This is a genomic window from Dermabacter vaginalis (genome assembly GCF_001678905.1).
Lineage (GTDB): Bacteria > Actinomycetota > Actinomycetes > Actinomycetales > Dermabacteraceae > Dermabacter > Dermabacter vaginalis.
The window spans coordinates 2,346,926-2,368,046 of sequence record NZ_CP012117.1 but is presented as its reverse complement, the minus strand read 5'-3'; the positions used below and the strand labels follow the sequence as shown (position 1 = coordinate 2,368,046).

The following is a 21,121-nucleotide window of genomic DNA, read 5'->3' as shown; positions in this document are numbered from 1 at the left end:
TAAGCGGTCAATCGCCCGAACCGACCAAGAAATTGAATACATTTGTGGAATGACCTCCCCATCCTCACACCCGTCTACAGCCAGCGATCCCCACGAACACGGCCACCTTTCCCGATCACTCACGCATCGACAGATGGCCATGATCGCGATGGGCTCCGCGCTCGGTACCGGATTGTTCCTCGGTTCCGGAGATGCGATCGCCGTGGCCGGTCCCGCCGTGATCATCAGCTTTGCGATCGGCTCCGCCATCGCTATGACGATCGCCCTCGCGATGGGCGAGATGGCCTCGCGTCACCCTGTCCAGGGGGGATTTGGCACGCTCGCCGCGCGCTACCTCTCGCCGTTTTGGGGCTACCTTGTGCGGTGGCTCTACTGGATCGTGACAGTTGGCGTGACGGCCGCCGAGCTGTACGCGTGCAGCCTGTACCTGCAGTTTTGGGCACCCGGTTTGCCGCAGTGGGCTGGAGTCGCCATCCTTGGCGCGATCGTGGTCGCGATCAACGTCGTGAGCGTGAAGAGTTTCGGCACGATCGAATTTTGGCTTTCGAGCATCAAAGTTATTGCGGTCGTGGTGTTCATCCTCGTGGGGCTGTGCCTCGTGTTCTTCGGCCTCCCGGGCACGCCCGCGGCGGGTATTTCCAACTGGATGAACGACGGCGGCTTTATGCCCTTCGGCTTCAAGGGCGTGTGGGTGTCGATGGCGCTCGTGATGTTTTCTTTCGGCGGCATCGAGATGCTGTCAATCTCGGCGGCCGAGGCGAAGAACCCCGCGCGATCGATTCGCACGGCGGCGCAGTCCACCGTGGTCCGCTTGAGCTTCTTTTACGTCGTGGCGATCGGCATTATCGTGGCGCTTGTGCCGTGGAAAGAGGCCTCGGGAGCCTCGGGCGACGTGCGCCTTTCGCCGTTTGTCATGGTGTTCCATGAGCTCGGGATCCCCGCGGCAGCGGGCCTCACCAATCTCATTGTCGTGATTACGGCGCTCTCGGCCGCGAACGCGAACGTGTATGCGGGCTCGCGGTTCCTCCACTCGCTTGCCGCGGATTCTCTCGCGCCGCGCGTGCTTGAGCGCACCACGCGCCGCGGCATCCCGCTTCCCGGCATCATTGTGCACGCGTGCGGGATTCTTCTTGTCGTGGTACTCGCGATGACGGGTATCGGTGGGCTGTTCCCGCTCATTATGTCGACCGTGATTTTTTCGGCGGTGATCGTCTGGGTGCTCATTCTCGTGACCTACATTGTGTATCACCGTACGCGTGACGGCCTCGAGCTTTTCCGTATGCCCGGCGGCGTCGCGACGGCAATCGTGGGTATCGCGGGGCTGCTGTTCGTGTTTTCGACCGTGCTTGCCGTTGAGCGCATGCAGCTCGCGGCCATGGTGGGCGTGCCCTTCGTGGCGGTTGTCTCCCTCGCATACGTGCTCGTGTTCCGCCACCGCATTAGCGTTGAGGCCATCGACGCGAGCTTTGCGGAGGCTGAAAAAGCGCGCGCAATTTTCTAGAGTCTGACAACCGCTGCTGTCGGGCAGCCGTCGGAACCCGCCCACCCCTCGAACGTGCGGCTTTTCCTTCACAACCTCCACACTTTGCCTAGTCTTTACTTTCGAGGCGTGGCGGGGGAAGATGTTTCCGCACGCTCTTCCCTCGTGCCGATTCTTAGAGGAGATAATCCATGTCGATGAGGTCCACCTTCCGCGGCGCATCAGCCGCCTTTGCCGCAGCGCTCATGCTCGCGTCGTGCGGCGCCACGGGCAGTGAGGTTGCGAAGCCCAGCGAGACCCCGAGTGCCGCCCCGGAAACCACGACGGCAAGCCCCACCGCGATTCCCACGGCTGAGCCGAGCTCAGAGGCGAGTGAGGAACAAACCGAAACTTCCGAGCCGAGCGAGTCGCCGAGCAGCGAGCCGAGTGAGAAGCCTTCGGCCGAATCCGGGGGAGAGGTCACTTCGGCCCCTGCCATGGTTGCCCACATCACGAACGATGATGACCCCGAGATCGGTGATTTTCCCGTCTCGAAGGATGTGATCGCCAAGGCGATCACGGACGTCGTTCCCGATGACGCCTCGGCAAGCGTCGAATGCGATTCAGACGTGGACATCACGGCCGGTAAACCGAAGACGCACTGCACCGTAAAGGGCGAAAACAAGACGACCGAGGCCTACGTGTACGGAACGTTTTCGAGCATGCAAGGTACCGGCCTCCTGGTCGGTTTCGAGAAAGACTTCGACCCCTCGCTTACCGGGAAGTTCACCGAAACCGGAACCGAAGTGTATGCCTACGGCGCGGGCGGAATGTGGGCGGCTGACGCACCGGCTGATGGCGCAAGCGTTTCGAAAAAAGCGCTCAAGGCGATGGAGGCCTTCGAGATCCCGGTTTCGAAGTTCGAATGCACGGGTGAAATGTTCATTCCGGAAGGCCGCAATTCGCAGGTGTGCCCTTTCGAAGCTGAATGGGGCAAGGGCGAGGCGACCGTGATTGCGGCAACGATCCTCAACGCGCAGGAATCGGGTGTGCTCGTTGTTCTCCCGACCCCCGCGGACGGCTGACGTACACACTCGTGGTGTTGCCCACCAGGCCAGTGCCTTGATTCGCGCGCGGGAGTCGGTGCGGCTATATTAGGGAGCGCTTCGATCTCGGTGTGCCTTGACGCCCGGTGTCGAAGTACTCGCGCAAGTGGCGGAATTGGTAGACGCGCACGGTTCAGGTCCGTGTGCCTTTGCGGGCGTGGGGGTTCAAGTCCCCCCTTGCGCACTCCATGCGGGCCCCTCCTTCGGGAGGGGCTTTCGCGTATTCGCACACGGTGACCGAGAGGGGCGAGCGCCATGAGTGAGGAGCCGGGCGCACGCCCGCACACGAATGCCTGGCTTGGCGCCGTGGAGGAAGGAGCGGGATTTATTCCGACGGCTGCCGATCGGGCCGCCGCTGCCGGCGTTTTTGACAACCTTCCCCTCGCGGGTGCGCAGCTCGAGCTTCCGGACGTGCACGATCCCGACTGGTGGATTAAATCGCGCATTTCCTCCGGCGAATTCGATCGCGAGGCGCTACTGCCCGCCGCTGTGGTGCTGCGCAAGGAACACGATATGCTCGCGCATACTCTTCGCTCGCTCCCATCAGAAGACGCGGTGCGCGAATACCTCGAGGACTACAACGCTCGGGCGCGCCGCGAAAATAGCGCGGCGGTCCGTGACGCTTCGCTGCGGCCCGCCTCAAGCGAGAAACCTCCGCTTCTCGTGCCCCTCGTCGATGTCGAGGGCTGGGTCTCTCGCTGGAACCGCCTCCGCCAGCTGTGAGGGCCTGCCGCCCCGCTGTGCACGCCCTCAGGGCAGAGGAGGCGCCGCGGCGAAGGGATCCGAATCGCTGTTGGTATGGGCTGTGTACTCCGCCTTCGCGAGGGCCCGATCACGCGCCTCGATGCCACACAGGGAGGCTATGAGTGCGGCGGCCATGTCCATCCCTGCGGCCACGCCCGAGGACGTCCACCGATCGCAATCTTCCACCCACCGAGCCTCCCTCTGCCAGGCAACCTTCTGCCCGAAGGTGCGCGCCCACTCAAATGCCGCTTTATTGCTCGTTGCCCGGTAGCCTTCGAGCAGTCCAGCGGCCGCGAGCAGCGCTGAGCCCGTGCACACGGAAACGACGAGCCGTGCGCGCGTGCCAACCTCGGTCAGCCACGCGAGGAAAGGTGCATCGTCGACGAGCCCACGCGTCCCGGGCCCTCCAGGGACGAGCAGGATGTCGACCGGCTCCTGTGAGAGCTCCCGGAACGAACGCCGACACTCCATGCGAAGGCCTTGTGCGCTCGACACGAGACCAACCTCGGGCCCCACAAAGTCAAGCGTGATGCCGTCGACGTGACTGAGGAGTTCGACAGGCCCGCAGACGTCAAGAAGCTCGAAGCCGTCAAAAAGGACGACGCTCACTCGCCTCGTCATTTCTTAATCTCCTTTGAGGTGCTTCGGTCGAATCACATCGATGTCGACCTTCGTGGAAATTCCCTCGACCGCGCCATTAAACCGCAGCTGCCACACCGCCCAATCCTCCTGATCAGGCCGTTGGTGCTCGGAGAAAAGCCAGTCTGGCCGGCCATCAGCGTGCGGAAGGTCGTAGTGCTGGCGCCACTCTTTACTCGAGTACACCACGAGCTTGCGCCCCCAGGCCTTCTCGACCGCGTTCACGAAGGCCTCGACCTCGGCGTTGGCGTGCTCAGCCTCGGGGCGCTTTTCGCACGCGCCATCAAATTCGAGGTCGAGGGCGGGTGGAAGCGCACCCGAATCGGGCGGGGCCGCCTTCAAGAAGTCGCGTGCCTGATCCGCGCCGGGGGAGCAGAGCGTGAAGTAGTGGTACGCCCCGGGCGTGATGCCAGCCTTCCAGGCACCGTCCCAATTCGCGGCAAACTTTGGGTCTTTATAGCCAGTGCCCTCGGTCGCTTTGATGTACGCAAAGCTCACACCCGCATCGGCGACATCGCCCCACTTAATCGTCTTTTGATGCGAAGAAACATCAATGCCGAGGCTCTCCCCTTCGGTGAGCTCAACGCCGCGCGGCAAGTTCGAAAGTGCGGGCGCATTGGCGGGGGTTTCGGGGATCGTCATCACTCGGGCCTGAACGGGTGTGGGCGCGGCGGCGGGGTTCGCGCGTGATTCCGACGGTTGCCCGGCCGCGATGGTGTTCACGAGCGTGACAATCGAGACGAGCGCGAAGCACACGGCGAAGATGACGACGATCGCTTTGTATTGGCGCCGATAGATGTCGGCGCGAGAAAAGCGGGGCATACGGAAAGTGTAGTGGGGCAGCGCACACGAAGGTGGGTATGACGCTCGGTGAGCAAGCGTCGGGCATGCCCCTGTAGCGTGGTGGTGTGTGCTCCCAGTTTCCGCCCCTCACGACCCAGTTTGCGCGCGAGTTTCCCGGCCTCGTGCGCGAGTGTGCCCCCGACATTCCCACCGATACGCGCGTAGCGGCGGTGAATGCCCCGCTTGCGCGAGAGCTCGGGAGTGACCCCGGGGAGGAAACCGAGGCGGTCGAGGGACTCGTTCGCGACTTGGCGAACGCGACAAGCGCGCATGCGATGGCATATTCGGGCCACCAGTTCGGCACGTTTTCCCCCGTTCTTGGCGACGGCCGCGCCCACCTCGTGGGCGAGTTGACCATTGGCGATGCACTCGTGGATGTGCACCTCAAAGGCAGTGGGCGCACGCCCTTCTCGCGCCCGGGCTCCGATGGCAAGGCGCCGCTCAGTGCGATGTATCGCGAATACCTCATCTCGGAGGCGCTTCATGCCCTCGGCATTCCCACGAGCCGCACTCTCGCGGTTCTCGAGACGGGGGAGCGGATCAGGCGCCGCGCTCCCGAGCCGGAACCCGCGGGGATTCTCGTGCGCACGGCTGCGAGCCACGTGCGGGTAGGGACCTTCCAATTCGCGAGGATCGCTTCTGACCAGGGCGCGATCGAGCCGGATACGCGAGAAAGGCTCGTGCGGAGCACGCTCGAGCGGCACTACCCCGCTTGGGATGAGGGGCCCGACGCCTCTACGGCCCCCGCCCTTGCTCTTCTTCGCGGTGTCGCTTCGCGCCAAGCGCGACTCGTGGCGCAGTGGATGGGCGTGGGATTCGTGCACGGCGTGCTCAATACCGACAACGTGAGCGTTGCCGGCGAATCGATCGACTTCGGGCCGTGCGCCTTCCTCGACCGGTACGAGAGCGGCGCGTGTTTCAGTTCGATCGACACGGGTGGCCGGTATGCCTACGGGCAGCAGCCCGCGATGACGCAGTGGAATATGGCGAGATTCGCCGAGTCGCTACTTGATTTGCTCGATCCCGATCCGGAAACCGCGATCGAGCAGGCAAGCACCGTGCTGAGGGAGTTTGAGCAGGAGTACCGTGCGGCCTTTACACGCGTGTTCGCGAGGAAACTCGGGATCGGTGCCACACCGGAAGCGGGCGTAGAGCAGTTCATCGCGCATACCCTCGACGCACTTGAGCGTGAAGAGCAGGATTTCACCCTGTTCTTCAGGGCCCTCACCGATGATGCGGAACGTGAAGGGGAATTCGCTGCGGGAAGTGCGTGGCAAGCGGAACTCGAGGAGCATCGCGCACGTGCGGGCACGAGCCCCGAGCACGCGGCAACACTCATGCGGGAAGCGAACCCGATCTACATTCCCCGTAACCACCATGTCGAGAAGGCACTGCGCGACATTGAGCGGGGCAATGCCGCCACATTCGAACGGCTCCTCGCGGCGATCCGCAACCCCTTTACGCGCGTGGACGGCTTAGACGATCTCGAATCTCCACCGCCGAATGCGCGCTTCTTCACGAGCTTTTGTGGAACGTAAGCGGCGAGGGCGAACGTACGCTCAGCCGCCGAGCTCGAACTCGAAGCGTTCGAGAGGCATGCTGCCGGCGCTCTCGAGCGATTTCACGCGGTCGCTCGTGCCATCACGCTTATCGAAGGCGATCGCGAGCGGGCGAGCTTCAGCGCGAGCCGAGTCAATGAAGCCCTCAATGGTCGTAGCCTCGCCGTGCACCCCCTCGATCTCAATCGCACCGTAGCCCTCGCGAGAGAGCTCGCTTGCGACCACCACGAGCTGCTTGAGAGCCGCGAGATACGAGCTCGGGGGGAGACCCTCGTGGCGAACATTCGGCAAATGCCGCACGAACAGCATCGCCGCGGTGCGGGGATTGCCCGTCGAGAGAAGGAACAGCATGTGGTCGATCTGGTGGCTGAGGTGCATGGGCGAGGACATGATGAGCGGATACGTGAATTCCGCGAGAGCCGCAGCCTCGGGAAGCCTCCCGGCGCGCGCAAAAGCTAGAAGCGCTTCCGACGCGATCGACTGTGGCTCCTCCGCACACACGTAGCCCTGATCGAGGATCTCGTCTACGAGGCGAAGAGCCGCCTCATCGTCGTCCATTTCCCACAGAATCGTGGCCTCTTGTGCCCGCGCGCACGCATCGCAGTTGGAGTATTCGTCGGGTGGGGAAGCCTTGATGCGGGCGAGCACCTCTCGCGCCTCATCGTTTCTGCCCGTTTCGAGAGCCAGTGAGAGCTCGGCCCACAGGATTCCCGCCTCGCCCGCGCCTTCGCGGCGGTAGGCGGCGCGCATCATGTCGAGCGCGGAGCGCACCTGGGCGAGCGAGTACTGCGGGTAGCTGAGAAGCATCACCGTGAGCCACTTGTACCACCACAGGAGGTCAACGTCCGGCTGAGCTTCGAGAGGTCGTGTGGGGTAGCGAGCCGGATCGGAGTCATGCATGTGCGCGCACCACAGGAACAGTGTGAGTTGCTCCGTAGCTTCGGCGGCCTGAAAGGCGAAACCCACAAGACGCATACGGATCTCGTACAAAGCACGCTTATCGCCAGACTCTTCCGCGAGGCGCTCGGCGCGTTTGCCGATGTCCCAGCGTTCCCGGTGCGGCATGGGCGCATGGGAATCGAAGCGGCGCGTGAGGCTTTCGAAAGTTTCGGCTTCGCTCATCGAGACCCCGGCGCGCCCTTCCACCACGTATCGGTGATGGTGACGGGGGTCGTGCGCTTGTGCCGCGAAGAAAGGTAGCGGCGCTCGATATTCTCGGCGGCGGCTACGGGGATCTCTCGGCCCTCGAGGTAATCGTCGATGTCGTCGTAGCTCACGCCGAGCTCGTCCTCATCAGTGCGGCCCGGATTGCCATCAAGGAGGTCGGCAGTGGGAACCTTCCGCCATAGCGGCTCCGGTGCGCCGAGATGCTCGAGGAGCGAGCGGATCTGGCGCTTGTTGAGGCCGAAAAGCGGGAGGATGTCGGCACCGCCATCGCCGAATTTCGTGAAGAACCCGACCGTGGATTCCGCGCCGTGATCCGTGCCGATTACGAGAAGTCCCTCGTCGCCGCCAATTGCGTACTGGGCGACCATGCGCAGGCGCGCCTTGATGTTGCCCGCATTGAAGTCGCTCGTCTCGTGGCCCGCCGCCGAAGTGAACTCGCTGCGAAGCGAATCCGTAGCGCCCTTAATGTTGATGGTCATTTCTCGGTCCGCACCGATCCAGTCCATCGCCGCTGCCGCATCGGCTTCATCGTGTTGGACACCGTGGGGGAGGCGAACCGCGACGAAGCTGGCATCGCCGCCCTGCGAGCGCACCTTCTCGACCGCGAGCTGCGCAAGACGGCCCGCGAGGGTTGAATCCACACCCCCGCTGATGCCGAGCACGAAGCCGTTCGTGCCGGTCGCGTGCAGGTATTCGGTGAGGAAGGCTACGCGGCGCTCAATTTCCACCGCGGGCTCGATATGGGGCTTCACGCCCATCTCGCTGATGATCGTGTGTTGAAGTTCGCGCATGATCCCAGCCTAACTTTCGTGACCGTCACCCGGCTCGAGAAAATCCTCGACCGAGATATCGCGCCGCATGAGGTTCGTGGAGAGCGCGAGCATGTCCGAAAGCGATTCGTTGAGGATCGCGCGATCCGCGGGCCTCAGCGGGTTGTGTCCCGCGAGCATCGCCTGCACGTACATCAGCCGCAGCGTTCGCGAGGCCACGACCTGATCATCCGTGTCGATGCCGGCGAGCATCTTCACGAGGGAGCTGTTCCAGTTGAGCACGAGCGTGGCGAGGGTGGGAAGGCCCGGCTCGGAGTTTTCCGACGCTTGCTCGGGGCTTGGCGCCGCCGTGACTTCACGCATGAGATCACCCCAGAATCCGCTTGTGGATTCCTCGAGGCGCTTGAGCTCCATGCTTCGCAAAACGTTGGGGTCGACGACGTAGAGGGCGGGGACATCTTCGGGCGTGAAAGCGCGCACCTGGACGTCGCAGTCGAGCCCGAAAAGCGCGGTTTCCGCGAGGGCCCGCACGCGTTCTGCGCCCTCGGCATCGGCGCCGAGCACGGCGCCGAATTGTGCGATCACATCGCCGAGCGTGATGGGGTTGGCGCTCGCGGAGGGGAGGGCCTCCCCAAGCATCCGCATGAGGTCCTTTTCGTACACGTAGCCCGCGTTGACAACGATCTGGTCGCTTGGAATCACGCCCGCGAGCTGGCGGAACTCTTCGGTTGTTTCCGCATAGCGCACGCGGGGGTTCGCCGCGACAATCTCGCTCACGAGCATGCGTCCCTGGTTCGTTTCAAACGTGAAATGGGGAAGCACGATGCGCGCGAGCTCGGCGTCGTGAACTGCGAGGGAGCGCAATGCGAGGTCGTGGATGGCGAGGAACCGCTGGAGGCCGCGAGGATCGTTTTCGGCGAGCGAGAGGATCCATGCGCGCAGGCTCGAGGCGATCGCGCGCTTCGTGACCGCGAGCGCCTCGTCGTTGACGAAGTTTTCGCGCGAGGCGGTGGGGGTGAGACCCGTGGAATCGAGAACGACCCTTACGAAGAACGCCCATTCGGGGAGCAGATCGGGAACGGACTCGGAAACGAGGAGGCCACCCATGTAAGCGCGCGTGGTTTGCTTCGCACCTGGGGAGGGCGAGGCTGGAAGTACGAAAGCGGTTCCCCGCGTGCCTGTTTCGGGAACGGAAATGTCGATCATGTCGAGCGGAGGGGCACCGAGCAGTTCTGCGCCGTATTCGGCGAGGTGCTCGAGATCCCGCTCGAGGGCCCATGCGTGGAGGTCCTCGATGCTGCCCTCCTCCAGAGTGCCTGTTTCCGGGGGGAGAACACTCGGCGAGAGGTGACGCGTGAAGAACGGCGTGCGGTTCACGAATCGTTCGGTCCCGCGCGGACCGCACACCTCGAGTGTGACGGGCAGAAACTCCGCGTACAAGGTCGCGAGCTCCCACACGCGCGCGTACATCGTGAGTTCGCGTGACTCGGGGCGAGGCGTGAGACGCACTCGAGTGCCAACCTTGATCCCCGCACCGGAGGTGCCGTCGAGTGGCTCGAGCGTGAATGTGCCATCGCTGCGACCCACCCAGCGACTCGCCTCACCACCCGCGGCGGGACGGGTTTCCACGATGATCTCGTCGCTCACCATGAAACAGCTCAGCAGACCGATGCCGAACTGGCCGAGGCGATCCGTGCGAGGCAGATCGAAGATATCTCGCTTGCTCGATTGACCGACCGTCGAGAGGAGTTCCGCCATGTCCTCGCGGTACATTCCCGCGCCGTTATCGGTGACGACGAGCTCGCTCGATTCCGGGCCGACGGGCGTGATGCGGATGAGGGCATCGTCGGGCGCGAGCGTGCCCTGCTCGATGCTGGTCATGATCGCATCGCGCGCGTTCTGAATCAGCTCGCGAAGAAACACACTCGGGCGCGAGTAAATATGCGTACTCAGAAGCTCAACGACCGCGTGAAGATTGACCTGAAACGGTTGGGAAGGAAGCGTCATGCTTCGATCCTACGGAAACAGGTGAGCCCTGGCGGGCGTCGGACCCCGATTGTGAATAACTCGCGCCCGGTGCTACTCAGGCTTCCTGCTCCGGAGCCGAAGAGTCGGTGCCTTCCTCTCCCCGAGGAGCTTCGGCGTCCTCCGGCTCCTCCGCACTTTCTGAGGGACCGTCGGGATCTACTGCTCCTTCGGAGCCTTCCGCCGTCTCAGTCGCGGACCCATCCTCGCGCTCAGCGCTCTCGACGCGGTCATGGATCTTCTCCTTGAGCTTCTCGACCCGGCGTTTCGCGCGGACGCCCAACACGAGCATCACCGCCGCCACCGCCGCGTACGCGACCATGACCCAGATGACGTGGGCGAAGTTGATGTCTCCACCAGCAATCGCCACCCTGAGCGCGTTCACAACGGACGTGAACGGCAAGTACGGGCTAATCATCTGGAAGAGCTTCGGGGTCGTCTCGATCGGATAGGTCGCACCTGCCGAGGCGAGCTGGAGCACCGTGAAGATGAGCGACATAAACCGCCCCACGGGGCCGAAGCACGCGACGAGTGCCTGGTTGAGTGCCATGAACGTCAGCGAGGCGATGAACGAAATGAGGAACGCCTGGCCGAGACGCACCATGTCGATGCCCACGAGGAAGTGCACGGTTGAGACCATGAGCACCGACTGGAGCAGGCTCACGAACGCGCTCGGAAGGTAGCTCGCGAGGGCGACCATCGCCGCGGGCATGTTGCTGCCCACGCGGCGACCGCTCAGGGCCGGGAATACGAGGAAGAACGCAAGCGCGCCGATCCACAGCGAGAGCGTCATGAAGTACGGGCCAAGGCCGTAGCCGTAACTCTTCACTTCGTGCAAACGGTGCTTCGAGAGGTCGACTTGCTGCGCGGCGACACTCGCGAGGTGATCCTTCTCGGACGTGTTGTAATTCGGAACTTCTTCGACACCGGCAGCAAGACCGTCGTGAAGCTCATTCGCGCCGTCCTTGAGGTCACCGAGGCCGCCTCCGAGTTTGTGAGCACCGTCGTCGAGTTGACCGATGCCGTCGTTGAGTTTGACCGCGCCATCGTTGAGCTTGCCAATACCGCCGTCGAGCTTAGTCGCGCCGTCCTTGAGCTTCGACGCGCCGTTCGTGAGGTCGCCCGTTCCGCTCGCGAGGCGCTGCGCGCCATCGTTGAGCTTCCCGCTCGCGGCGTCGAGCTTGCCCGCGCCATCGGCGAGGGCCGAAGCGCCCGCGAGTGCGGTGCCCGTACCGTCCTTGAGCTGGCCTGTGCCATCGGCCAAGCGACCCGTGCCGTCTGTGAGGTCGCCGGCACCATTCGAGAGCTTGCCGAGCCCGTCGTCGAGTGTGTTCGCGCCAGTGGCGAGCTGGTTGATGCCATCCACAAGCTCGGTCGATTTCGCGTCGAGTTTGCCAACGCCGTCGTCGAGCCGCTTGAACTTGTCTGCGACTTCCCGCGACTTTGCAGCCGCGTGGTCGAACAGCGCGGGCAGCTCGTTGACCTTGTTGTCGAGAGCGTGCGCGGCCACATCGAGCGGAACGATGATCTTGAGGTCGAGGTCGCTTACGCCCGCGTTGATCTTCCGGGAACGCTCGGCGATTTGATCGGCGCCGTCCTTGAGACCATCGATCATAAGCTTCTGCTGGTCGGGATCCATTTCATCCCAGTGCGCTTGAATATCCGCGAGCGATTCCGCGTAGTCCTCGGTGCCTTCGACATCTTCGACCGTGAGCTTTTTGAGTTCAACGGCCTCATCGTGCGCACCGCGCGTCTTGTCCTTGACCTTGTGCAGGTCGTCCACGATCTCGGGACCGCGCTCGCTCAGGTCCTCCATACGCTCGGCGATGAGTTCGGAACCGTCGGCAAGCGCCGCCGACCCGTTCTTGAGTTCCGCGACCGCACCGGGAAGGATCGACGTCTTCGAGTTCAGTTCGTTGAGGCCAGCAGCGATCTTCGCCGAGCCATCCTGAGCGTTAGTGAGGCCGTCACGCAAGCGCAGCGCGCCGGCATTGACCTTGGTTGCGCCGTCGTTGAGCTGGCCTGCGGCAGAGTCGAGTCGGCCCACGCCGTTCGCGAGATCACCCGCGCCGGAAGCGGCGCGGCCCGTCGCGTCCTTGAGCTGCGTCGTGCCGTTCGCAAGCGTGGAAGCGCCACTCGAAAGCTTGACGGCGCCGTCCTTGAGGTCACCGAGACCCACGACGAGTTTGCCGGAGCCGTTCTTCGCGGTGGCGGTGCCGTCGGCAAGTTGGCTCGAACCGTCTTTCGCGGTTGCGGTGCCGTCGGCGAGCTTGTCGGCGCCGTCTTTCGCGTCGGAAGAACCGTCAGCGAGTTGGCCTGCGCCGTCCTCGGCTTCCGAGAGCGAGTCGTGCATGTCGTTGAAGCCCGCGTAGATGTTGTGCAGGTATTCGTCGCTCACCTTTTCGTTGAGCGAGTCGGTGACCTTCGTGAGGATGGTCTGGGCGAGGTTGCCCGAGATCATGTTCTTCGCGTCATTGGTCGTGATCGAGAGCTGAGCTTTGACTGCCGTCGAGGGGTCGTCGTTTCCGACCGAGGCGACATTGCTGCTGAAGTTCTCGGGGATTCTCAAGACCGCGTAGACCTCGCCGTCCTGGAGCGCCTTGTTGGCGCGCGACTCGGACATTTCCGTCCAGTCGAGGTTGTTGTTCGCGGTCGAATCGAGGAGTTCGTCGGTGAGCTCGTCGCCGAGATCGAGGTCGGGGTCGGTGTTGCCCTTGTCGAGGTTGACGACGGCCGCGGGGACCTGGTGAAGCCGGTTGATGGGGTCGACGTTCGACCACGTGAGAAGCGCAGCGTAGACGAGCGGGACGAGCGAGACGCCGATCACGAGGATCATGATGCGGATGATGGAGAGGCTGTTGCCTGAATTGCGAAGGCGACGCGCGATCGAGTTGGCTTTGGCTTTGCGCGAGGCCTCTCTGGTGGCTTGTGACATGAAACGTGCTCCTTAGGCGGCTTTGAGGCCGGTCGCGGCCGCGAGGAAATCGGTCGTCGTTTCGACCATCGCGGTGACCGGGAGGTCATCGCGGAGGTCCTTGGTTGCTTGCGAGAGGAGGCCCGCCGAAAGGAATTCGGCGTAGCGTGCGGCGCGGGGGCCCGTGAGGCGGGTGAGCGCGTCGCGGAGCGTGGCGAAGCCGAGCATACGCCCCGCGAGGAATCGCGTGAGTTCGCTTTCGGCGGCACGCCCGCTCGGGCCGTCAAGAACCGCGAGGTAGAACGCGCGGTTTTCGCTCAGGTGCGTGAAGAGCGCCGTGAGGCTTTCGGCCGCAAAGCGGGTCCAGTTGTCGGGGAAGTCGGTGGGGCTTGTGGGCTCCGTGGGGTCCGACGCCTGCTGGGGCAGCATCGCGAAAACCTCTTCGAGGCGTTCCATGGCCGCCGCATGCATGAGCGTTGGGATATCTCCGAAGTGCTGGTAGAACGTGGGTCGGCTCGCGCCGGCGCGTCGCACGAGTTCGGAGACGCTCGGTGGCTGCGGGTTGTCGTCGAGGGCGTCGATCATGACGCGGATGAGCGATTCGCGTGATTTTTGGGCTCGCGGATCGATCGGGAGTTCCTCGTCGCGATGGACGAGGGCGCGCCTGGCGGCGTACAGGACAGACATGGGGCCTCGACTCTGCTCTTATTTACAGGTGTCAGTCTTTTCGACCGGATCAAAAGTAGACCAGTGATTTACAGATGTAAAGAGATGTCGCTTACGTCTGTAAGAAATGTGGCATACCTCGCGTTCAGTCGCTATCCGCCACGGACGGTAACAAACGTTGTTATTTTGAAAAGCAATCCCCTCACCGCTGATCCCCGCCCCTAGGACCCCCATGCCCAGAACCAGCAAGAAAGAGTTCGCCCTCAAGGTCGCCTACCACCTCGTCACCGAGTGCGGTGGCGTCGAGGGACTCACGTTCGATTCGCTCGCGGAAGCGAGCGGAATGTCGAAGTCGGGCCTGATCTACCACTTTCCGTCGCGCCACGACCTCCTCATCGAGCTTCACCGGTACGCCGCGCACCTGTGGGAGCGCGAGCTTGTTCGCGTAAGCGGCGGCAAAGCCCCCGAGGACCTCACGCAGGCACAGCGAGAGCGCGCGCTCGTCAGTGCGCTCGAGCGCGAAGAACCACTCGCCGAGATTCTCCTCAACATCCAGGCGCTTAGCCATCATGACTATGAGAGGGCCTGGGATGAGATTGACGAGCGCTGGCTCCTCAACCCGAGTGAAAATGTTGAGAGTGATGAGGATCTTGAGCGTCTCGAGGATCACGTTCTGAGTGCGGGGCTGTGGGTATACAACCACCTCAGTGGACGCCCGATTTCCGAAGCCAACCGGGCAAAGCTCGTCGAGCGCCTCGTGGCGCGTGCCGAGGCGCGCGAGCAGCGCGCTTAATCGCCTTTGGGTACCGCCCTGATCGCGCCGGCGATCTGGGCACTCAGTTCGACCTGCCCTTGCTCCATCTCGATGCTCATGAGGCCCGTCGAGTCAAGCCTCTCGAGAATCGTGAGGTGCGCCCCGGGTGCGAGGCCACGCTTCGCGCAGTAGCGCAGGATGTCCGGGTTTTCGTCGGAGACCCGCGAGACAACGAGCCTTTGCCCCTCCACGCAGCGAGCGAGAGGGACCCCCGGTGACGGTGCCTCGTGAATATCGCACGGGATGGGGTCCCCGTGCGGATCGACCGCGGGGTGCCCGAGAAGATCGTCCATGCGTGCGATGAGCCTGTCGCTCGTCGCGTGTTCGAGCCGGTCCGCTTCTTCGTGCACTTCGTCCCACGCGAATCCGAGGTGTTCCACGAGGAAAGTCTCAAGAATGCGGTGGCGTCGCACGACCTCGCGGGCGATTTTCTCGCCCTCGCTCGTGAGGGTGATCGCGCCGTAGGGGCGATAGTCGAGGAGGCCGTCGCCCGCGAGGCGTTTGAGTTGCGCGGAAACAGTCGAGAGCGAGACGCCGAGTGCGGAAGCGATCGCACTCGTAGCGGGGGTGTGCCCGTCGTCTGGCCATTCGGTTGCCTTCCAGATCACAGCGAGGTAGTCCTCGGTGACCCTGGTTGGTTCCGACGTGGCTTTCATGGGGAGGGGCCTCTCATGCGCGGGCAGCGAAGGGCCCTTCGGCCCGCTTCAAGAATCGCCCGCGAGATAGGGTCCGTCAAATTGTTTGGACGTCCTCACTTTCGGTTTCCTCTAGACACACCGGTCATGGGCGCGAAAGTGTGGGAAAACGTGGACATCTTCGCAATTCTTCTTGTGGGTATCGGCCTTGCCGCCGATGCCTTCGCCGCCGCACTTACGCAGGGCGTCCAGATGCGGCAACTCTCCTACCGGGCCGCGGTGCTCATCGCGGTCGTGTTTGGCGCATTCCAGGGGTTCATGCCCGTACTCGGGTGGGCCCTCGCGTCGCAGTTCTCGCAGATTCTCGCGCCCGTCGACCACTGGATCGCCTTCGCGCTGCTCGCGCTTATCGGCGGCCTCATGATCCGCGAGGCCTTTGCCCCCGAGGATGTTCGCGAACAGCGTGAAGATGCGGGTTTCGACCTCAAGAAGATTCTCGTGTTGGGAATTGGCACGAGCATTGATGCCGCCGCGATCGGGGTGCCGTTCGCGGTGCTCGCCGTGAACATCGTTCAGGCCGCGCTCGTGATCGCCGCCGTCACCTTCGTGCTGTCCTTCCTCGCGGTCATCATTGGTCACCGGGTCGGCGCCCGCTTTCGGAAACCCGCCGAAATCGGCGGCGGCGTGGTGCTCATTGCCCTCGGCCTCAAGATCCTCATCGAACACCTCGCGGCGTGAGTTTCCGCTAGCGCTGATGCACGTTCAATTTGGATGGTTTTATCCTGAAGAACGTGCCTGAATCTCACGTTTCCCGCCACCACCGAACATTTCTGCACGCGATTCCTGCCGAAGCGAGAGAGCACGTGGGCTCGAGCGCCCGCACATTTGTGACCCTTGGCGAGGCGCGGGGAGAGTTCGTCCCCGCCGTGCGCATCTCCTTTTCGGTGGCCCTTCCCCTCGTGATTCTCCTTCTGCTGGGGCGCCTTGACCTTTCGCTGTTTGCGTCATTTGGCACCTTCAGCTCTCTGTACGGTCGATTCGTGCCCACGCGCGAACGCGTGCGCCAGCAAGCCATCGCGGGAAGTGCCCTTGTGGCGTGTGAGGTTTTTGCGACGGCCGCGCGTCACGTTGGGGCGCTCGTGCCGACGCTTCCCGGGGCCTGGATCGTCGTCATCGTTGGCACGATTGTTGCCGCCCTGACGTCGGGCCTCGTGCCCCGCTTTGGCTTGCGCCCAAGGGGCGTGCTGTTTTTCGTTTTCGCTTCGACCGCCATCGCCACGAGCCCGCATAACTTTCCCCTGTGGGTGCCGCTCTTGGTTGGCGGCGGAAGCGTGGTGATTTCCCTGGCGTTTAGCGCGCTTTTTCACGTGCTCGGTGAAGCTAACACGGGGCGTGCGGTTCCCGCGCCCGAGCGCGTATCCCGCGCGGATTATGTGCAGGATGCGGGGCGGTTTTCTTCGGCGGCGCTACTCGCGGGGAGCATTTCGACCGCACTTATGATCCCCTCGCCGTACTGGGCGCAGGTGGCCGCCGTCGCCCCACTTTCCGAGACGCGTCGACTAGGGCAAGTCAACCGCGCCCTCCATCGCGTCGTGGGGACCGTTCTCGGTGTCGTGATTGCGGCGTTCCTCATGTCGTTCCCGAGCGAGCCGTGGCAAACGGTCGTATGGATCGTCGTGATGCAGTTCCTTGCGGAAATGTTCGTCACGCGCAATTACTCGCTCGGGCTCGTGTTCGTCACTCCGCTCGCGCTGCTCATGGTGCATCTCGCAAATCCGGAGCGAAACTACGAGATGCTTGTTCCCCGCATCGTTGAAACGTCGATCGGTGCCTGCGTCGGTATCGCCGTCGTCGTATTTGGGCTGATTGTGGAGCGTCGATGGGCGTCGCGTAAGATTCGATAACGTCCGTTCTCCCTGCTGATAAGGATTTTTTAATGGTTTCGCGACGCCGGGTCATCCAGGCTGCCGCCGCACTTCCCGCCCTTTCCTTTCTCGCCGCATGCGGGTCATCTTCTGAGGACTCCTCGCGCCCCCTTCGCGTGAGCGCAATTCCGGATCAGGACCCGGATGTGCTCACCGAACGTGAGGAAGCATTCGCCGAGTATCTTGCGAAGAAGCTTGAACGGGATGTTGAGTATGTTGCCGTTCCCGATTACTCCGCGTCGGTCGCGCAGCTCGGCACGGGCGATCTCGACCTCGTGTTTTACGGGGGTCTCACGGGGGTGCAAGCCCGGAGGCAGAACCCGGATGTCACGATCATCGGTCAGCGCGATATCGACGAAAAGTTCACGAGCATCTTCATCGCGAGTAAGGATTCGGGGATTGAACCCGTGAGCGAGGTTGCAGGCCTTTCGGCATTCGCCGGTAAGCGCTTCACGTTCGGTTCTGAGACCTCGACCTCGGGCCGCCTCATGCCGTCGTCATTCCTCGCCGAAGCGGGTGTCGAGGAGGGTGACCTCGCGGGCGAGCCAGGCTTCTCCGGCTCGCACGATAAGACCATCGAGCTCGTGCAAGCCGGCACCTACGAGGGCGGTGCCGTGAACGCGCAGGTGTGGAGGAGCCGCCTCGAAGACGGCACGGTCGATACCGAGAAGGTCATCGCCGTTTTCGAGACGCCCACGTTCCACGACTACCACTGGATCCTTCGGGAAGAGGCCGAGAAGGACTTTGGTGAGGGCTTTGCCCAGAAACTCAAGGACGCCCTCTTCGCGATGCACGAGGACGAGGACGGCAAGGCCGTGCTCGACCTCTACAAGGCTGGCAGCATCATCGACGCGAAGCCCGAAGATTACGCACGCATCGAAGAGGCCGCCGAGAAACTGGATCTGCTCGGCTAGCATGACCGGTCGCGACACGGCCGCAGCGCACCTCGAGAACGTCGAGGTGCGCTTTGGCGAACGTTGCGCTTTCGCCGGGAGCCTCACCGTTGCTCCCGGCGAAAGAGTTGCGCTCATCGGCCCGAGCGGCGCGGGCAAGAGCACACTCCTGCGCGTGTGCACGGCGGCCGTGAGCCCGAGTGCCGGAACGGTGCGTATCGCGGGGAAGAACCTCGCCGAGCTTTCCGGCCGGCAGCTTCGGGCCGCGCGTGCCGGAATCGGCACGGTCCACCAGGGCCTCCACCTCGTCGAGCCACTTTCGGCGCTCCAGAACGTTCTCGCGGGCAACCTGGGCCGTTGGGGGAGTGTTCGCGCTCTCACCTCGCTCGCCTTCCCGCGCGAGCGCGAGATCGCCGAGAGCGCCATGCGGGAGCTCGGCATCGCCCACCTCGCTTCGAGGCGCACGGGACTTCTCTCGGGGGGAGAGCAACAGCGGGTCGCGCTGGCCCGCATCCTTGTGCAGCGGCCTGACTTGATCCTCGCCGATGAGCCGATTGCCGCGCTCGATCCGGCCCGCGCGCGCGAAGTCATGGCGATCCTTACGCGCGTCGTTGACTCAACGGGCGCCGCACTCATCGTGAGCCTCCACGACCCGAAGGTCGCGACCGAGTGTGCCGATCGCGTCGTGGGCCTGCGCGCGGGAAACATCGAGTTCGATCTGCCCGCGGGCGATGTGAATGCTGAGCGCACAGGAGCCCTCTACAGGATCGACGCATGACGAAAACGCGCAGCGCGCGATGGTGGAGTATCGCCGCCGTCGTCGCCGTTCTCGTGTCGGTTGTGAGTGTCATGCCGGGCGTCGCCCTGGCACCGGGGGTTTTCCGACGCTTGCCCGGTTTTGGCTCGCGGCTTTCTCCCCTGAGCTGAGTTTCTCCTACGTATCGCGCATCCTCGAGGCGACTTTCACGACGCTCGCGTTTTCCGTACTCGGCACGGCCCTCGCGGTCGTGATCGGTTTCTTCGGCGGGGTACTCATGAGTGAGGGCTGGTGGCGATCCCGCACGGCGTGGATCACGGCGCGCCTCGCGTGTGCGCTTCCGCGCGGCGTGCACGAAACGATATGGGCGGTGGCGCTCCTGCTCGTGCTCGGGAGAGATCCCCTCGTGGGCGTGCTCGCGATCGGGATACCGTTTGGGGCGATTACCGCGAAGGTTTACGCGGAGATCATCGATGAGACCTCCACGGGCCCCTCGGATGCGCTCCGCCTCGCGGGTGCAGGGAAGGTTGCGGCCTTCGCGTACGGGACCCTCCCTCGCGTGTGGAAGGATTTCGTGTCCTACGCCTTCTACCGGCTTGATTGCTCGCTTCGCGCCGCGGTGATCCTCGGCATGCTCGGCGTGGGTGGGCTCGGCTTCGAGCTGTCGACGGCGTTTCAGGGCCTCGCTTTTGAGCGAATGTGGACCGTGATGTACGCCCTTCTTCTCGTGGGTCTCGCGTGCGAATGGTGGAGCCGGAACCTTCGTGACCCTTCGCGCCGGTTCATGCTCGGGTCATCGATGACCATCGCGGTGCTTCTTCTTCTCTCGGCATTTCACTTGCGCGTGAACATCGTCAAGCTCGACCTTGTGCGGATCGCCGAACGTGCGGCGCGCGTTGCTGAAAAGGCGCTCCCGCCCACGCTTCCCTCGACACTGCCGCAGTTGCTGCTGGACTGTGCACTCACGGTCACGATGTCGATTGCGGCGATCGCCGTGGCCTCGCTCCTCGGCGGTGTCATGGCGTTTGTTGCCACGCCACCTCCCGTGACTCCCGAGGGGGAGCGTGGCACGCTGCACGTCGCGCGCGAAGCCCTCGGCGCGCTCGCTCGCGCGATCCTCTTGCTCGTGCGTGTGACCTCGCCGCCCGTGTGGGCATTGCTCTTGCTCTTTGTGCTTTTCCCGGGTCCACTCCCCGGCGCCCTCGCACTCGGCATCTACAACGCGGGCGTGCTTGGGCGGCTCTACGCCGAGTCTCTTGAAACGGTCGATCGCCGCCCTTCACTCGCCCTGCGCCATGCCGGAGCAAGCCGACTTGCCGAGACCGTCTACGGAGTGATCCCTCTCGTGAAAGGTCGATTTGCCGCCTACAGCCTCTACCGGTGGGAAAGTGACCATTCGCGAAAGCGTCGTGGTTGGCGTTGTGGGCGCGGGTGGCCTCGGCCGCGTTCTCGAGGCCGAGCGCACGGCCTTCGACTACTCCTCGATGCTCACGGTTGTCCTCGCGCTTCTCGTGCTCTCGATCCTCGTGGACCTCGTGAGCGCCTCGGCACGAAAAGCCTGGAGGTAGGGCGGCTGCCGTCGGAACCGAACGCCCCTTTAGGCGTGCGCTTGCGCGAGCCGGTGCTCGAGCCCCGCGCGCACGGTGGGCCATTCGTAGTCAAGGATCGAGTAGAGGGCGGTGTCGCGCGTCGTGCCGTTCGCGAGGATCCGGTGGCGGCGCATGACACCTTCGAAGGTGGCCCCAAGTTTCTCGATTGCCGCGCGCGAGGCGTGATTGAGCGAATGCGTGCGAAGCTCGACCCGCTGGAGCTTCTCGACTTCGAACATGTGGCGTAGCAGCAGAAACTTCACCTCGGGGTTCACCGCTGTGCCCTGCACACTCTTCGCGTACCAGGTGGCGCCAATCTCGGCAACGCGGTGAGGCCGATCAATGTTCATGATGCTCGTCATCCCGGCGATGTAACCGGAATCCTCATCCACTTTGCGAATCACCGTGTAAGGGAGCATCGAGCCTTCCTCGCACAGCGTAAGGCGCCGCTCGATCTCCTGGCGCATCCGCGCGGGCTCCGGGATATTGGCGTACCAGAGTTTCCACAGATCGCCATCGGTGACCGCATCCTTGAGTCCTGCGAGGTGGTCGAGCGAGAGCGGTTCGAGAACAACGAAGTCGCCGGCGAGACGAAGGGGTGAAGAAAGCATGGGGA

At 63.6% G+C, this 21,121-nt stretch carries 18 protein-coding genes and 1 tRNA gene; 10 read left to right on the top strand and 9 right to left on the bottom strand.

Going from position 1 to position 21,121, the window contains the following annotated elements; genetic code table 11:
- Positions 1 to 133 precede the first annotated feature (133 nt).
- The 4 genes from DAD186_RS10400 (at position 134) to DAD186_RS10380 (ending at position 3,288) form a co-directional block, all read left to right on the top strand.
- Positions 134 to 1,501, top strand: a complete 1,368-nt coding sequence (locus DAD186_RS10400; protein ID WP_208854257.1) for an amino acid permease — start codon at positions 134 to 136, stop codon at positions 1,499 to 1,501.
- 170 nt (positions 1,502 to 1,671) lie between these two features.
- Positions 1,672 to 2,544: a hypothetical protein gene (locus tag DAD186_RS10390; RefSeq protein WP_157457144.1), complete on the top strand. Its 873-nt coding sequence runs from the start codon at positions 1,672 to 1,674 to the stop codon at positions 2,542 to 2,544.
- A 121-nt stretch (positions 2,545 to 2,665) separates the two neighbouring features.
- Positions 2,666 to 2,749, top strand: a tRNA-Leu gene (locus tag DAD186_RS10385).
- A 71-nt stretch (positions 2,750 to 2,820) separates the two neighbouring features.
- Complete coding sequence (locus DAD186_RS10380) at positions 2,821 to 3,288, top strand: DnaJ family domain-containing protein (protein WP_082991205.1); 468 nt, start codon at positions 2,821 to 2,823, stop codon at positions 3,286 to 3,288.
- 27 nt (positions 3,289 to 3,315) lie between these two features.
- Here the strand turns inward: DAD186_RS10380 and DAD186_RS10375 are convergent, their stop codons facing one another.
- Together DAD186_RS10375 and DAD186_RS10370 are read right to left on the bottom strand one after the other, a co-directional pair.
- Entirely contained in the window at positions 3,316 to 3,930 is a 615-nt protein-coding gene (locus DAD186_RS10375) for a DJ-1/PfpI family protein (RefSeq protein ID WP_065248611.1), read from the bottom strand.
- A gap of 3 nt (positions 3,931 to 3,933) precedes the next feature.
- The gene (locus tag DAD186_RS10370) at positions 3,934 to 4,770 is read right to left on the bottom strand and encodes a glycoside hydrolase family 25 protein (protein WP_065248610.1); all 837 of its coding nucleotides are present in this window, start codon (positions 4,768 to 4,770) and stop codon (positions 3,934 to 3,936) included.
- A gap of 86 nt (positions 4,771 to 4,856) precedes the next feature.
- Between DAD186_RS10370 and DAD186_RS10365 the strand changes: the two genes are divergently transcribed.
- Positions 4,857 to 6,329: a protein adenylyltransferase SelO gene (locus DAD186_RS10365; RefSeq protein WP_065248609.1), complete on the top strand. Its 1,473-nt coding sequence runs from the start codon at positions 4,857 to 4,859 to the stop codon at positions 6,327 to 6,329.
- A 21-nt stretch (positions 6,330 to 6,350) separates the two neighbouring features.
- Here DAD186_RS10365 and DAD186_RS10360 read toward each other — a convergent pair whose 3' ends face one another.
- From DAD186_RS10360 to DAD186_RS10340, 5 genes are all read right to left on the bottom strand, one after another.
- Positions 6,351 to 7,499 (bottom strand): hypothetical protein, encoded by a 1,149-nt coding sequence (locus DAD186_RS10360; RefSeq protein WP_148110237.1) that lies wholly within the window; start codon positions 7,497 to 7,499, stop codon positions 6,351 to 6,353.
- The gene (nadE, locus tag DAD186_RS10355; RefSeq protein WP_065248607.1) at positions 7,469 to 8,308 is read right to left on the bottom strand and encodes an ammonia-dependent NAD(+) synthetase; all 840 of its coding nucleotides are present in this window, start codon (positions 8,306 to 8,308) and stop codon (positions 7,469 to 7,471) included. Before nadE ends, DAD186_RS10360 begins: the two co-directional genes overlap by 31 nt.
- A 9-nt stretch (positions 8,309 to 8,317) precedes the next feature.
- Positions 8,318 to 10,294 carry an HSP90 family protein gene (locus DAD186_RS10350; RefSeq protein ID WP_065248606.1) on the bottom strand — a complete coding sequence of 659 codons (1,977 nt, stop codon included), beginning with the start codon at positions 10,292 to 10,294 and terminating at the stop codon, positions 8,318 to 8,320.
- Positions 10,295 to 10,370: 76 nt separating this feature from the next.
- Entirely contained in the window at positions 10,371 to 13,247 is a 2,877-nt protein-coding gene (locus DAD186_RS10345; protein WP_065248605.1) for a YhgE/Pip domain-containing protein, read from the bottom strand.
- A gap of 12 nt (positions 13,248 to 13,259) precedes the next feature.
- Positions 13,260 to 13,913, bottom strand: a complete 654-nt coding sequence (locus DAD186_RS10340; RefSeq protein WP_065248604.1) for a TetR/AcrR family transcriptional regulator — start codon at positions 13,911 to 13,913, stop codon at positions 13,260 to 13,262.
- 211 nt (positions 13,914 to 14,124) lie between these two features.
- Here DAD186_RS10340 and DAD186_RS10335 point away from each other — a divergent pair, with 211 nt between their 5' ends.
- Positions 14,125 to 14,685 carry a TetR/AcrR family transcriptional regulator gene (locus DAD186_RS10335; protein WP_065248603.1) on the top strand — a complete coding sequence of 187 codons (561 nt, stop codon included), beginning with the start codon at positions 14,125 to 14,127 and terminating at the stop codon, positions 14,683 to 14,685.
- On the opposite strand, the gene DAD186_RS10330 is transcribed toward DAD186_RS10335, so the two are convergent.
- Complete coding sequence (locus tag DAD186_RS10330; protein ID WP_065248602.1) at positions 14,682 to 15,362, bottom strand: metal-dependent transcriptional regulator; 681 nt, start codon at positions 15,360 to 15,362, stop codon at positions 14,682 to 14,684. The two genes, DAD186_RS10335 and DAD186_RS10330, sit on opposite strands and share 4 nt — an antisense overlap.
- 126 nt (positions 15,363 to 15,488) lie before the next feature.
- Here DAD186_RS10330 and DAD186_RS10325 point away from each other — a divergent pair, with 126 nt between their 5' ends.
- Genes DAD186_RS10325 through DAD186_RS10310 form a run of 4 tightly spaced genes read left to right on the top strand, consistent with a single transcriptional unit; the run spans position 15,489 to position 18,937 of the window.
- Entirely contained in the window at positions 15,489 to 16,079 is a 591-nt protein-coding gene (locus tag DAD186_RS10325) for a manganese efflux pump MntP (protein WP_065248601.1), read from the top strand.
- Between the two features lie 53 nt (positions 16,080 to 16,132).
- Positions 16,133 to 17,245, top strand: coding sequence for an FUSC family protein (locus tag DAD186_RS10320; protein ID WP_082991204.1), 1,113 nt, complete (start codon positions 16,133 to 16,135; stop codon positions 17,243 to 17,245).
- A gap of 32 nt (positions 17,246 to 17,277) precedes the next feature.
- On the top strand, positions 17,278 to 18,180 hold the full coding sequence (locus DAD186_RS10315) for a putative selenate ABC transporter substrate-binding protein (RefSeq protein ID WP_065248600.1): 903 nt from the start codon (positions 17,278 to 17,280) through the stop codon (positions 18,178 to 18,180).
- A 1-nt stretch (position 18,181) separates the two neighbouring features.
- Positions 18,182 to 18,937 carry a phosphonate ABC transporter ATP-binding protein gene (locus DAD186_RS10310; protein WP_065248599.1) on the top strand — a complete coding sequence of 252 codons (756 nt, stop codon included), beginning with the start codon at positions 18,182 to 18,184 and terminating at the stop codon, positions 18,935 to 18,937.
- 1,576 nt (positions 18,938 to 20,513) lie between these two features.
- On the opposite strand, the gene DAD186_RS10735 is transcribed toward DAD186_RS10310, so the two are convergent.
- Complete coding sequence (locus DAD186_RS10735) at positions 20,514 to 21,116, bottom strand: GNAT family N-acetyltransferase (protein ID WP_082991253.1); 603 nt, start codon at positions 21,114 to 21,116, stop codon at positions 20,514 to 20,516.
- Positions 21,117 to 21,121 lie beyond the last annotated feature (5 nt).